The sequence below is a fragment of the Kitasatospora sp. NPDC057595 genome (assembly GCF_042800875.1).
Lineage (GTDB): Bacteria > Actinomycetota > Actinomycetes > Streptomycetales > Streptomycetaceae > Kitasatospora.
Genome location: NZ_JBHVGL010000020.1, coordinates 111,051 through 124,136, shown reverse-complemented (window position 1 = coordinate 124,136; position 13,086 = coordinate 111,051). Strand labels below are relative to the sequence as shown.

Here is a 13,086-nt window from a genome sequence, read left to right as displayed (position 1 = left end):
TCCGTCACCGCCCCCTCCCCCGCCCGACTCGCCCACCCTTGCGCCCCGCGCAATGGCGCGCCTAAGGTCTTGTCCCGGGTGGATTGGGATCACGGCATTGAAACGTACGACGGACCGATAGCGAAGGGTCCGCCGTGCCGATTTTCGGACATGCCCGAGAAATTCCATTTCCCCGCGCCAGGAAACGCCCGTGCACAGTGGGTCAAACGCGAGCGACGGGGGGATCTCAGGAACCATGCTGGACCAGATACTCAAACCCTCCGGCAGGGGCGACCGAAGACCGACCAACCTGGCCATGGGTGACGCGGCAGCACTCATCACACGCGGCGAACGGAACACCTCCGACCGGATCGGCCGGCTGGTGAGCACCCTGCTCGGACTGGTCACCGGCCTCGGCGCGGCCGGCCTGCCGCCTGCCCAGCCACGCCGCCCGGCTTCCGCCACGGCCGCGCTCGCGGCCGCCGATGCGGAGTCCGGCTGTCCGGACGCCGCCGCCCGACTCGACGAACGCCGCCGACTCCGGCGGGAGTTGCACGACTCACTGGCTCCCCGGCTGGCCGCCCTGCACATGCGGATGGAACTGGCCGGCCTCAACCTGAACGGCGACGCCGAGCTGGCACCGGCCCTGCTGGCCCAGGCCCGGGAGGACGTCAGCACCGCCATCGCCGACGTCCGCCAGGTGATCCGGGACCTCGACCGCTCCGAGCCCCGGACCGTCGAGTCCGCCGGAACACTGCGCCAGTTCCTGGACCGGCAGGTCCGCGCCTTCGAGGAGGCCGGGGCCGGCAGTCTGCGGTTCGTCACGGAGCTGCCGACCGTCCTGGACGATTTCCCGGCCGACGTCCAGACCGAATTGAAGAAAATCTCCGGCGAGGCCGTCGCCAATGTCGCCCGGCACGCGCGGGCGTCCCTCTGCCGGATCTCCGCCTCGGTCGGCAGAAGCGGCCTCGACCTGTCGATCGAGGACGACGGGATCGGCATTTCCGTGGACGCCGACCGCGGAATCGGCCTTCCGTCGATGTGCGTCCGCACCAAGGAACTCGGCGGTGTTTTCTCGGTTTCGGCCCGGACCCCGCACGGCACCGCGGTCCGGATCCGACTGCCGCAATCGGCACTGGTCGACGGCGCCACCCTGCTCGACTGACCCGCTCCCGGCCTCCCTCCCCGCCCCGGGGCCGTCGCGGAGTCCGTGCCCGACCGACCCGCGCCCGCCCCCGGCCTCCCGCGCGTCCCACGCGTTCCCTCACCCTCCCCAAGGAGCCCCCATGGACCCGGTCGTGCCCCGAAACCTCCGTATCCTCGTCGTCGACGATCACGAGCTGTTTCGGGCGGGTTTACGCCAACTCCTGGACCGGATCGACTCCCTGACGGTGGTCGGCGAAGCGTCCAGCGGGGCGGACGTGCTCTCCGCCGTCGAGCGGCTCGCACCCGATGTCGTGCTGATGGACATCGGCATGCCCGGCACCGACGGCATCGAGGCGACCCGGACCCTGCTCGCCCGCCACCCCCGGGTCGCGGTGGTGATGCTGACCGCGGACGACAACGACGACTCCATCGTCGCGGCCGTCCGGGCCGGCGCCCGCGGCTACCTGGTCAAGGGCGCCGGACTGGACGACGTCCGCCGGGCGATCACCGCGGTCAGCCAGGGCGGGGCGCTGTTCGGGCCGGAGGCCGCCGCGCACCTGCTGGCGCAGGTCCGCCGGCCGGCCCCCGAGCGCGAGCCGTTCCCCGACCTCACCCCCCGGGAGATGGCGGTGCTCACCATGCTCGCGGACGGCCGCAACAACGCCTACATCGCCAATGAGTTCGGCCTCTCGATGAAGACGGTGCGCAACTACCTCTCCCGGATCTTCAGCAAGCTCCAGGTCGCGGACCGTGCCGAGGCGGCCGTCCGGGCCCGGCGCGCAGGCCTCGGCAACTGAGCCGGCGGGCCCGCGGCGCCGGTCAGCGCTCCAGCAGGAGCGCCCACAGCTCCTCCTCGCGCCTGGTCAGCGGCGCGGGAGACGACCCGGTCCGTTCCGGATGCCACTCGGGCACCCCCGGCGGCGGCAGCACGTCCTCCGGCTTCCGCGCCCCCGGCAGGGCGGAGGGCGAGGTGAGCGCCCCCATCGCCAGTCCGAGCCAGATCAGCCCGTCCGCCAGGTAGCGGCCGGTCCGCCGCGCCCACCGGCGCAGCAGGAGACGGTGGTGGGCACGGTGCAGGGCGGTTCGCATCGGAGGGCCTCCGGCGGGACGGCAGCGGGGGGAAGCGGTGCTACGGCCATCCTGCGGACCGGCCGTCCCACCGTCATGGGTCGGGAATCCCCAACACGCTGGGAACCTTTCCTGCCCCGTCCCCGGTCACGGGGCCCTGCCCCGGGGACGGAAGCGCGGCGGCCGGCGCGCGCCCCCTGGCCGGTGGCGCGCGCCGGGTCGCGACCGGCTAGGCGGTGGCCGGGACCAGCACGATCTTCCCGGTGACGGCCGCGCTCTCCATCGCGCGGTGCGCGTCCGCCGCCTCGTCCAGCGGCATGGTGCGGCCCACCCGCGGGCTGACCAGGCCCTTCTGCAGCAGCTCCAGCACGGTCGCGAGGTCCTGCTGGTACGCGGCCGGGTGGGACTTCTCCAGGCTCCAGGCGTTGTAGAACAGGGTCCGCTTCCCGTCCGGGATCAGCTTCGGCAGCACGATGCCGCCCAGGAACCCCTGGGCGCCGGTCAGCAGGTCCCGCCGGTCGGTCCCGCGCAGCGCGGCGTTCTGGCCGAAGCCGACCATCACGCCGCCGCGCCGCACCGCCTGGTACGAGCGCATGAAGTGCCGGCCGCCGACCGGGTCGAAGACCGCGTCCACCGCGCCGCCCGGCAGTCCGCGCACCACCCGCAGGAAGTCCTCGGCGCGGTCGATCGGACGCCCGCCGAGCGCGCGCACCTGCTCGGCCCGGGCGGCGGAGCAGGTGCCGTACACGGTGACCCCGGCGAGCCCGGCCAGCTCCAGGAAGGCGGTGCCGACGCCACCGGACACGCTGTGCACCAGCACCGTCCCGCCGGGCCGGACCTCGGCCACCCGGTGCAGCATCTGCTGGGCGATGAAGTAGTTGAGGGCGAGCGCCGAGGCCTCGACCGGGTCGACCCCGTCGGGCAGCGTGACCAGGCGGTTGGCGGCGACGATCGCGTACTCCGCGTAGCCGCCGCTGCGCACCAGCGCGACCACCCGCCGGCCCGGTTCGGGGGCCCGGGTGCCCGGTCCGACCTGGTCCACCACCCCCACCAGGTCGTATCCGGGAGTGAAGGGGCGCTTGGGCCCGCCGGGGATGACGCCGGCACGGAGCAGAATGTCACCGTAGGAGACGCCGGCGGCGAGCACCCGGACCCTGACCTGACCGACGGTCGGTGCCGGGAGCTCGTCACTGGACAGCCTCAGGACCTCGGCTCCGCCGATCCTCGGCACACTCACATGGCGATACCTCATCGTGGCCTCCGCGTGGAGAGATGTCGTTGGTGGGAGTGGCGCCGGTCCTCCGCGGGGGCGGGTCCGGGAGACGGTCCGTGCCGGACCGTTCCCTGCCCCCGTATTTTTATATAGACTGAGTGTACAATGAATGTCATAGCACCCGCCTCAGGAGACGTCAACAGCCCATGAGCCCACGCCAGTACCGAGCCGGCCAACGCCAGGTAGCCGCCGAACAGACCCGCACCCGCATTCTGGAGGCGGCCTGCGAGCTGCTCACCGGGGAGAAGGGCCCGGCCTCGTTCAGCATGGACGCCGTCGCCAAGACCGCCGGAGTGGCGCGGATGACCGTCTACTACCAGTTCGACTCGAAGACCGGCCTCCTGGAGGCGCTCTTCGACGACCTGGCCCAACGCGGCGGAATGGCCAGGATGCCCGCAGCGTTCATGGCGCCCAGCGGCCGGGAGGCGCTCACCGCCATCCTCGACGTGCTCACCGGCTTCTACGCCTCCGGCCGGGTCGCGCTGCGGCGACTGCGCGGCCTGGGCATCCTCGACCCGGAGCTCGACACCGCGCTGCAGAGCCGCGGCGAGCGGCGGCGCGGCGGCCTCCAGGTGGTGCTCGGCCGGCTGCTCGCCGACCGCGACGCCGAGCTCGGCGAGGCCGAGCTCGACGAGCTGGTGGAGCTGCTCTTCATGCTGACCAGCTTCGAGAGCTTCGATCTGCTGGCCGGCCCGGAGGGCGACAGCGCCGCGGTGGCCCGCCGGATCGAGGAGCTGATTCTCGCCGTTCTCGACCGCCGCCTCGCGGCGGCCTGACGGCAGGGCACCTCCCCGCGCGCACCGGGGCCCCTCGCCCCTCCCGCGCGCCCGCACTCACACCCGCACTCACACCCGCGCTCGGACGCACCACCCGCCGCACGACGGCCGGCGGCGCGGCGGCCTTCCTCCCCAGGACACCGCCGCGCCGCCTTCCCTTTTCCTCACGAGCCCAGCGGCCCGCTCGGTCGCGACCGGTCCGCCGCGCCTCCCGGCGCCGCGACCCGTCGCCCTCCCCCGGCCCGGGCGGCCCCACCCCCGGAGCACCACCAACGGGGGGTCCGGGCCGTCACCGCACCGGAGCAGTCATCCCGGCCGGCCCGGACCGGTTCGCACCGGCCCGGGCCGACCCGGACCGTTTCAGGCCGTCTCCGCCTCCGCCTCGTAGGCGGCGGTGCGGCGCGGCAGACGCTGCTTCGGCAGGATCACGCTGGCCGCGATCAGCCAGATCAGACCGCCGAAGCGGGCGATCGGCAGGAAGAAGCCCAGGCTGGTCGAGAGCAGCGCGAGGGTGCCGAGCACGCCGATCCCGGCGAGCACCAGACCGGCCCAGGCGAAGCCCTTCGGCCCGAAGCCGAGCAGCAGCATCGGCACCGCCACACCGGCCAGCATCACGGCGAACGGGACGACGTGCCCGGGGCCGCCGGAGGCGAAGGTCAGGTCCGCCAGCGAACGGGCCAGCGGCGCGTCGCCGAGGTCACCGGCCCGGGAGGCGGCCCAGACGGTGAGCCCGCACAGCGCCATCGACGCCGCGGCGAGCACCCCGGAGACCAGCGCGATGCCGGGGCCGGGCGCGACCACACCGAGCCGGCGCAGCCGCTGGTAGACGATGGCGGCCCAGACCGCCAGCGGGAGCGAGGCGCCGAACTGCAGCGTCCCGGAGACCTTCGCGGCGGTCGCGTGGTCCTTGTAGTAGGCGAGCGTGTCGGCCGCCGAATCGGTGGGCAGCGGGGTCTGCCGGGCCAGCACGATGGACACCACCATCAGTGCCGCGAACGCCACGGCCGGCAGCAGCAAGGGCGGTCCTGACTGCGAACGCCGGGCGGAGGCGGCCGGCACCGCTGATGTCGTGGTCATGGGGGGCGCTCCAGTCGAGAACGGGTCGTTGGGGCCCGACGCGGCATCGAACGGATCGGCACCGGCGCCGGTAGTTCCAAAACCAGAATAGTTCACCCCGGGACATCATTGTCCACTGCTATCGTGTTTTCATGACCGAATCTCCCGACCCCGCCCCGATCCCGCACACGGGCCCGCAGGGAGCCCAGGTCGCCTTTCTCCTCTCCCAGTTGGGCGAACACGCCGCCCAGGCCTTCGCCCGGCGGGTCGCCGAGCTGGACCTCACCCCGGCCCAGGCCGGTCTGCTCCGGTCGGTCGCGCTGTCCCCCGGCCAGCACCAGCAGGAGCTCGCCCGGCGGCTCGGCATGTCCCCCAGCCGGTTCGTGGCCTTCGTCGACGCCATCGAGGCGCGCGGTCTGGTCGAGCGCCGGCGCAACCCCAAGGACCGCCGGTTCCAGGACCTCTACCTCGCGCCCAAGGGCGAGGAGGCGATGCGCGGGCTGGCCGAGGCGGCGCTCGCCCACGAGGAGGCCATCTGCTCGGGCCTGGATCCGCAGGAACGTATCGCCCTGGCGGAGCTGCTGCGCCGCATCGCCGAGGCCCAGCACCTCACCGCCGGGGTGCACCCCGGCTACCGGCGGCTCAACCCGAAGCGCGACGGGGTCTGAGCGCGCCCGGCGGCGGACCGGGAACACCTCGACGGCACACGGACGGCGCACCGGCGGCACGCCGAAGCCCCCGGCCGGACGGCCGGGGGCTTCACCGCGGGGAACCGGGCCTCAGCCCTTGACGCACACCACCTGCTTCAGGTGCGCCACGACCTCGACCAGATCCCGCTGCTGCTCGATCACCTTCTCGATCGGCTTGTACGCGCCGGGGATCTCGTCCACCACCCCCGCGTCCTTGCGGCACTCCACGCCCTTGGTCTGCTCGGCCAGGTCCTGCGTGGTGAACCGCTTCTTCGCGGCGTTGCGGCTCATCTTCCGCCCGGCCCCGTGCGAGGCCGAGTTGAACGACGCCTCGTTGCCCAGCCCGCGGACGATGTACGAGCCGGTGCCCATCGAGCCCGGGATGATCCCGTAGTCGCCGCCCCCGGCCCGGATCGCACCCTTGCGGGTGACCAGCAGGTCGACGCCGTCGTAGCGCTCCTCCGACACGTAGTTGTGGTGGCAGCTGATCACCTCGTCGAAGGCGACCTTCGCCCGCGGGAACTCCCGCCGGACCACGTCCTGGAACAGCGCCATCATCAGCGCCCGGTTGCGCTTGGCGTACTCCTGCGCCCAGAAGAGGTCCTGCCGGTACGCGGCCATCTGCGGGGTGTCCGCCACGAACACCGCGAGGTCACGGTCGATCAGCCCCTGGTTGTGCGGCAGCGACTGGGCCACGCCCATGTGGTGCTCCGCCAGCTCCTTGCCGATGTTGCGCGAGCCGGAGTGCAGCATCAGCCAGACCGCGCCGGTGTCGTCGACGCACACCTCGATGAAGTGGTTGCCGCCGCCGAGCGTCGCCATCTGCTGGGCCGCCCGCTCCCGGCGCCACTTCACCTCGGGCGCGACCGCGTCGAAGCGCTGCCAGAAGTCGTCCCAGCCGCCGGTCGGGACGCCGTGCAGCCGGCCCGGGTCGACCGGCTCGCCGTGCAGGCCGCGGCCGACCGGGATGGCCTGCTCGATCCGCGAGCGCAGCCGCGACAGGTCGTCCGGCAGGTCCTGCGCGGTGAGCGAGGTCTTCACCGCGCTCATCCCGCAGCCGATGTCCACGCCGACCGCCGCCGGGCAGACGGCACCGCGCATCGCGATCACCGAACCCACCGTCGCGCCCTTGCCCAGGTGGACGTCGGGCATCACGGCGAGCCCGTGCAGCCAGGGCAGCGAGCTGATGTTGCGCAGCTGCTGCATCGCCTGGCCCTCGACGGTGGCCGGGTCGGTCCACATCCGGATCGGAACCCGGACGCCGGGTACCTCGGTGTACGACATGGTTCAACGACCTCCAAGGTCGGATGGTTCAAGCCTAGGCGGGGAGCCGCCACGGGAGGATGCCGCGCGAAGAGAGACCCGGCGCGACGCGGGGATGTCAGGGGTTGGCGGCGCTCAGGCGGCCAAGGGGCATCGGGAGGACAGTCTCGGGGAGCGCCGCTGGAATGGCTCGACCCGCATGGTGACCGCCTCCTCTCCGTGTGTGCACCGGTTGCCGGGGGATATCTACCCACGCACCGCGCGTCCCGTGCAAGGGGATTAACGCCACGACGGCGCACGACGGCGAAGGGCCCGGCGGAGCGTCGGAACGCTCCACCGGGCCCCTGGCCGCCCGTACCGGGTCAGGCGCCGATCACGGTGACCTCACCGATGCCCAGCTCCCGCACCTGGTCCGCGAACGCCGAGGCGTCGCCGACCAGGACGGTGACCAGCCGGTCCGGCGGGAAGGCCTTGACCACGGCCTCGGTGGCGGCGGCGGTCGGCAGCTCGGTCAGCTGCCGGTAGACCTCCGCCTGGAAGTCGTCGGCCAGGTGCTGCTCGACCTGGTCGGCCAGGGTGCCGGCCACCGAGCCCGCCGTCTCGTACTTCAGCGGTGCCACGCCGACCAGGAACTGCACCGCCTCGGCGCGCTCCGCGTCGGTGAGCCCCTCGGCGGCCAGCGTGCGCAGGATGGTCCAGGTGTCGGCCAGCGCCGGGGCGGTGGAGGCGGTGTCCACCGAGCCGCTGATCGCCAGCAGGGAGCGCCCGCTGCCGTCGGCGGCCGAGCGCAGCGGCTGGGCGAAGGCCCGCACGCCGTAGGTGTAGCCCTTCTCCTCGCGCAGCACCCGGTCCAGCCGGGAGGTGAGGGTGCCGCCCAGGCAGTAGGTGCCGAGGATCTGCGCGGCCCAGGCCGGGTCGTGCCGGTCCGGACCGATCCGGCCGATCAGCAGCTGGGTCTGCACCGAGCCGGGCCGGTCCACGATGATCACCCGGCCGGTGTCGTCGGCGGTCACCGGCGCGTGCGCGCTCGGCTCGGCCGGGGAGCCCTTCCAGGCGCCCAGGGTGGACTCCAGCAGGGCCGGCAGGTCGGTGCCGGTGAGGTCGCCGACGACGACCACGGTGGTGGTGGCGGGCCGCACGTGCGCCTCGTAGAACGCCCGGACGGCGGCCCGGTCGATCGTCTTGACCGTCTCGGCGGTGCCGGCCCGCGGCCGGGACAGCCGGTCGGCACCGTCGAACAGCTCGGCGTACAGCGCCTTGGCGGCCCGCCGGGCCGGGTTGGCCTGCTCGTGCACGATCTCGTCCAGCCGGTTGGCGACCAGCCGCTCGATCTCGTCCTCCGGCAGCGCCGGGCTGCCCAGCGCGGCGGCCAGCAGGTCCAGGCCGCGGGCCAGCCGGGAGGCCGGGACCTCCAGCGAGACCCGGATGCACGGGTGGTCCGCGTGCGCGTCCAGGGTCGCGCCGGCCCGCTCCAGCTCGGCCGCGAACTCCTCGGCGGTCAGCGTGTCGGTGCCCTCGCTGAACGCCCGCGCCAGGATCGAGGCGACGCCGTCCACGCCCTCCGGCTCGGCCGCGAGCGGCGCGTCGAGCAGCACGTCGACGGCCACCAGCTGCTGGCCGGGGCGGTGGCAGTGCAGCACGGTGATGCCGTTGCCCAGCGCGGCGCGCTCCGGCGCCGGGAACGCCCACGGGCTGGGGGTGCCGGGCTGGGGCTGCGGGTGGAAGGTCATGGCGGGGACGTACTCGGTGCTCATACGGCGGCGCCCTCCTCGTCGGTCTCGGCGGTGGCAGCGGTGTCGTCGGCGGTGTCCTCGGCCGGGGTCGGCTCGTACACCAGCACCGCCCGGTTCTGCGGGTGCAGCCGTGCGGCGGCGATCTCCCGCACCTCCTCGGCGGTGACGTCGAGGACCTTGGGCAGGGCGTCGTTCAGCAGCTTCGGGTCGCCGAACAGCACGGCGAAGCGGCAGAGTTCGTCGGCGCGGCCGGCCACCGTGGTGAGCCGGTCCAGCCACTCGCGCTCGATCTGCGCCTGGGCGCGCTCCAGCTCGGCCGCGGTCGGCCCCTCGGCCGCGAAGCGGGCCAGCTCCTCGTCGACGGCCGTCTCGATCTGCTCGACGGTGGCGTCGCCCGAGGTCTTGACGTCCAGCCAGCCCAGGCTCGGCGCACCGGACAGCCGCAGCAGGCCGAAGCCGGCCGCGACGGCGGTGCGGTCCCGGCGGACCAGCCGGTTGTACAGCCGGCTCGACTCGCCGCTGCCGAGGATGGTCAGCGCCAGGTCGGCGGCGTCCGCCTCGCGGGTGCCGTCGTGCGGCAGCCGGTAGGCCGCCATCAGCGCGCGGGACGGCACGTCCTCGCGGATCAGCTCGCGCAGCTCGCGGCCGACGGTCTCCGGCAGGCCGCCGTCGCGCGGCGGCTGCTTGCCGTCGTGCGCCGGGATGCTGCCGAAGTACTTCTCCACCCAGGCGATGGCCTGCTCGGGGTCGATGTCGCCGACCACCGAGAGCACCGCGTTGTTCGGCGCGTAGTAGGTGCGGAAGAACGCCCGGGCGTCCTCCAGGGTGGCCGCGTCCAGGTCGGCCATCGAGCCGATCGGGGTGTGGTGGTAGGGGTGGCCGTCCGGGAAGGACAGCGCGGTCAGCTTCTCGAACGCGGTGCCGTAGGGCACGTTGTCGTACCGCTGGCGGCGCTCGTTCTTCACCACGTCGCGCTGGTTCTCCATCGACGCCTCGTCGAGGGCCGCCAGCAGCGAGCCCATCCGGTCCGCCTCCAGCCAGAGCGCGAGCTCCAACTGGTGGGCCGGCATGGTCTCGAAGTAGTTGGTGCGCTCGAAGCTGGTGGTGCCGTTGAGCGAACCGCCCGCGCCCTGGACCAGCTCGAAGTGCCCGTTGTTGGAGACGTTGGCGGAGCCCTGGAACATCAGGTGCTCGAACAGGTGGGCCAGCCCGGTGCGGCCCTTCACCTCGTGCCGGGAGCCGACGTCGTACCAGAGGCAGACCGCGGCCACCGGGGTCAGGTGGTCCTCGGAGAGGACGACGCGCAGGCCATTGGCCAGGCGGTGCTCGGTGATGGCGATGCCTCGCTGGGAGGCGGGGGCCGGGTTGGCCATGCGCTCGGGTCCTTCCCGTCGTCGAAGTCGGGGTTCGTGTGGCGTCCCCCATTGTGGTGCAACGCGCGGACCGCGCGGATGTGTCCGCGCGGACGGGGCGTTCGCCAGGGGCGGAAGAGGGGCGCTGGGCGGGACTGTCGGCGGGAGGGTCCACAATGGGGGCGCCGAGCCCTGTTGACAGAACCGCCGACAGCCCCGGCGAAACCGCGCCGACGAGACGTGGACGAGACGCAAGCGAGACGTAAGGGAGCCCCGCCGCGATGGCCCGCCGCAGTTCGCAGACCCCGCCCCCCGGAGACTTCGAGGAGCGCATCCTCGACGTCGACGTCGTGGACGAGATGCAGGGCTCGTTCCTCGAGTACGCCTACTCCGTCATCTACTCCCGGGCCCTCCCGGACGCCCGGGACGGCCTCAAGCCGGTGCACCGCCGCATCCTGTACCAGGCCAACGAGATGGGCCTGCGCCCGGAGCGCGGCCACGTCAAGTGCGCCCGCCTGGTCGGCGAGGTGATGGGCCGGCTGCACCCGCACGGCGACGCCTCCATCTACGACTCGGTCGTCCGGATGGCCCAGCCCTTCTCGATGCGGCTGCCGCTGATCGACGGCCACGGCAACTTCGGCTCGCTCGGAAACGACGACCCGCCGGCCGCGATGCGCTACACCGAGTCCCGGCTCACCGCCGCCTCGATGGCCATGGTCGAGTCGATCCACGAGGAGACCGTCGACTTCGGCCCCAACTACGACGGCAGCGAGCAGGAGCCGCTGGCGCTGCCGGCCGCCTTCCCCAACCTGCTGGTCAACGGCGCCACCGGGATCGCCGTCGGCATGGCCACCAACATGCCGCCGCACAACCTCTCCGAGGTCGTCGCCGCCGCCCGCCACCTGATCAAGCACCCGAACGCCGACCTCGACACCCTCATGCGGTTCGTCCCCGGCCCGGACCTGCCCACCGGCGGACGGATCGTCGGCCTCTCCGGCATCCGGGACGCCTACGAGTCCGGCCGCGGCACCTTCAAGATCCGCGCCACCACGACCGTCGAGGCGGTCACCGCCCGCCGCAAGGGCATCGTGGTCACCGAGCTGCCGTACAACGTCGGCCCGGAGAAGGTCATCTCCAAGATCAAGGACCTCGTCAACGCGAAGAAGCTCCAGGGCATCGCGGACGTCAAGGACCTCACCGACCGCGAGCACGGCCTGCGCCTGGTCATCGAGGTCAAGAACGGCTTCGTGCCCGAGGCCCTGCTGGAGCAGCTCTACAAGCTGACGCCGATGGAGGAGACCTTCGGCATCAACAACGTGGCGCTGGTCGACGGCCAGCCGCTCACCCTCGGCCTCAAGGAGCTGCTGGAGGTCTACGTCGACCACCGCTTCGAGGTGGTCCGCCGGCGCAGCGACTTCCGCCGCCGCAAGCGCCAGGAGCGGCTGCACCTGGTCGAGGGCCTGCTGGTCGCGCTGGTCGACATCGACGAGGTCATCGCGATCATCCGGTCCAGCGACAACGCCGCCCAGGCCAAGGAGCGCCTGATGGAGCGCTTCTCGCTGTCCGAGACGCAGACCGCGTACATCCTCGACACCCCGCTGCGCCGGCTCACCCGCTTCGACCGGGTCGAGCTGGAGCAGGAGCAGGCCAAGCTGATCTCCGAGATCGCCGACCTGACCGAGATCCTGGAGTCCGACAGCAAGCTGCGCAGCGTCGTCTCCGGCGAACTCGGCGCGGTCGCCAAGCAGTTCGGCACCGAGCGGCGCACCGTCCTGCTGGAGGCCGGCGCCGCGCCGGCCGCCTCGCTGACCGTCCCGCTGGAGGTCGCCGACGATCCGTGCCGGGTGCTGCTCTCCTCCACCGGCCTGCTCGCCCGCACCGCCGACGGCGAGCCGTTCGAGCTCTCCGAGAAGCGCGCCAAGCACGACGTGATCGTCTCCGCGGTGCCGACCACCGCCCGCGCCGACGTCGGCGTGGTCACCTCGGCGGGCCGGGTCCTGCGGCTGCCGGTCATCGACCTGCCCGCGCTGCCGCCCACCCCCTCGCCGACGCTGGCCGGCGGCGCCGCCGTCACCGAGTTCCTCCGGCTGGAGGCCGACGAGCGGGTCCTCGCGCTGACCACCCTGGACGAGTCCTCCCCCGGCCTGGCGCTGGGCACCGTCCAGGGCGTCGTCAAGCGGGTGGTCCCCGAATGGCCCGCCAACAAGGACGAGTTCGAGGTGATCGCGCTCAAGGACGGCGACGAGGTGGTCGGCGCGGTCGAGCTGCGCACCGGCGAGGAGGACCTCGTCTTCATCAGCTCCGACGCCCAGCTGCTGCGCTACCCCGCCGGACAGGTCCGCCCGCAGGGCCGCCCGGCCGGCGGCATGGCCGGCATCAAGCTCGCCGACGGCGCCCGGGTGCTCTCCTTCACCGCCGTCGACCCGGCCGCCGACGCGGTGGTGGTCTCGGTCGCCGGCGCCTCCGGCACGCTCGCCGGCGAGGCCCAGTCCTCCTGGAAGGTCACCCCCTTCGAGCAGTACCCGCGCAAGGGCCGCGCCACCGGCGGCGTCCGCTGCCAGCGCTTCCTGCGCGGCGAGGACGCCCTCGCCTTCGCCTGGGCCGGCCCGGCCCCGGCCCGTGCCACCACCGCCAAGGGCGCCCCGGTCGACCTCCCCGACCGCGACCCCCGCCGCGACGGCTCCGGCACCCCCGTCACCACCCCGATCAGCACCGTCGCCGGCCCCGCCTGACCCGCCCCCACTCCCCCCG

At 73.2% G+C, this 13,086-nt stretch carries 11 protein-coding genes; 5 read left to right on the top strand and 6 right to left on the bottom strand.

The genetic code is table 11. From position 1 onward, the window contains the following. Positions 1-235: 235 nt before the first annotated feature. Positions 236-1,144 carry a sensor histidine kinase gene (locus tag ACFU9E_RS26995; protein ID WP_380687937.1) on the top strand — a complete coding sequence of 303 codons (909 nt, stop codon included), beginning with the start codon at positions 236-238 and terminating at the stop codon, positions 1,142-1,144. 121 nt (positions 1,145-1,265) lie between these two features. Next, a complete protein-coding gene (locus ACFU9E_RS26990; protein ID WP_380687940.1) occupies positions 1,266-1,922 on the top strand; it encodes a response regulator in 657 nt (218 codons plus the stop codon). A gap of 22 nt (positions 1,923-1,944) precedes the next feature. Here the strand turns inward: ACFU9E_RS26990 and ACFU9E_RS26985 are convergent, their stop codons facing one another. Further along, positions 1,945-2,214, bottom strand: coding sequence for a hypothetical protein (locus tag ACFU9E_RS26985; protein WP_380687942.1), 270 nt, complete (start codon positions 2,212-2,214; stop codon positions 1,945-1,947). Positions 2,215-2,422: 208 nt separating this feature from the next. Beyond that, complete coding sequence (locus ACFU9E_RS26980) at positions 2,423-3,430, bottom strand: medium chain dehydrogenase/reductase family protein (RefSeq protein ID WP_380715414.1); 1,008 nt, start codon at positions 3,428-3,430, stop codon at positions 2,423-2,425. 182 nt (positions 3,431-3,612) lie between these two features. On the opposite strand from ACFU9E_RS26980, the gene ACFU9E_RS26975 reads away from it, so the two are divergent. Next, entirely contained in the window at positions 3,613-4,242 is a 630-nt protein-coding gene (locus tag ACFU9E_RS26975) for a TetR/AcrR family transcriptional regulator (RefSeq protein WP_380690155.1), read from the top strand. Between the two features lie 360 nt (positions 4,243-4,602). Here ACFU9E_RS26975 and ACFU9E_RS26970 read toward each other — a convergent pair whose 3' ends face one another. Next, positions 4,603-5,319, bottom strand: coding sequence for a DUF4386 domain-containing protein (locus tag ACFU9E_RS26970; protein ID WP_380686132.1), 717 nt, complete (start codon positions 5,317-5,319; stop codon positions 4,603-4,605). Between the two features lie 131 nt (positions 5,320-5,450). Here ACFU9E_RS26970 and ACFU9E_RS26965 point away from each other — a divergent pair, with 131 nt between their 5' ends. Next, the gene (locus ACFU9E_RS26965; protein WP_380686130.1) at positions 5,451-5,966 is read left to right on the top strand and encodes a MarR family winged helix-turn-helix transcriptional regulator; all 516 of its coding nucleotides are present in this window, start codon (positions 5,451-5,453) and stop codon (positions 5,964-5,966) included. Between the two features lie 111 nt (positions 5,967-6,077). On the opposite strand, the gene ACFU9E_RS26960 is transcribed toward ACFU9E_RS26965, so the two are convergent. The 3 genes from ACFU9E_RS26960 to ACFU9E_RS26950 all read right to left on the bottom strand — a co-directional run bounded on the left by ACFU9E_RS26960 (position 6,078) and on the right by ACFU9E_RS26950 (position 10,356). Beyond that, complete coding sequence (locus ACFU9E_RS26960) at positions 6,078-7,271, bottom strand: RtcB family protein (RefSeq protein ID WP_380686128.1); 1,194 nt, start codon at positions 7,269-7,271, stop codon at positions 6,078-6,080. A 341-nt stretch (positions 7,272-7,612) separates the two neighbouring features. Continuing rightward, positions 7,613-9,004, bottom strand: coding sequence for a M16 family metallopeptidase (locus tag ACFU9E_RS26955; RefSeq protein WP_380686126.1), 1,392 nt, complete (start codon positions 9,002-9,004; stop codon positions 7,613-7,615). After that, positions 9,001-10,356, bottom strand: a complete 1,356-nt coding sequence (locus ACFU9E_RS26950; protein ID WP_380686124.1) for a M16 family metallopeptidase — start codon at positions 10,354-10,356, stop codon at positions 9,001-9,003. The genes ACFU9E_RS26955 and ACFU9E_RS26950 overlap by 4 nt, the downstream gene beginning before the upstream one ends. A gap of 260 nt (positions 10,357-10,616) precedes the next feature. Between ACFU9E_RS26950 and ACFU9E_RS26945 the strand changes: the two genes are divergently transcribed. Then, positions 10,617-13,067 carry a DNA topoisomerase (ATP-hydrolyzing) subunit A gene (locus ACFU9E_RS26945; RefSeq protein ID WP_380686122.1) on the top strand — a complete coding sequence of 817 codons (2,451 nt, stop codon included), beginning with the start codon at positions 10,617-10,619 and terminating at the stop codon, positions 13,065-13,067. Positions 13,068-13,086: the final 19 nt, after the last annotated feature.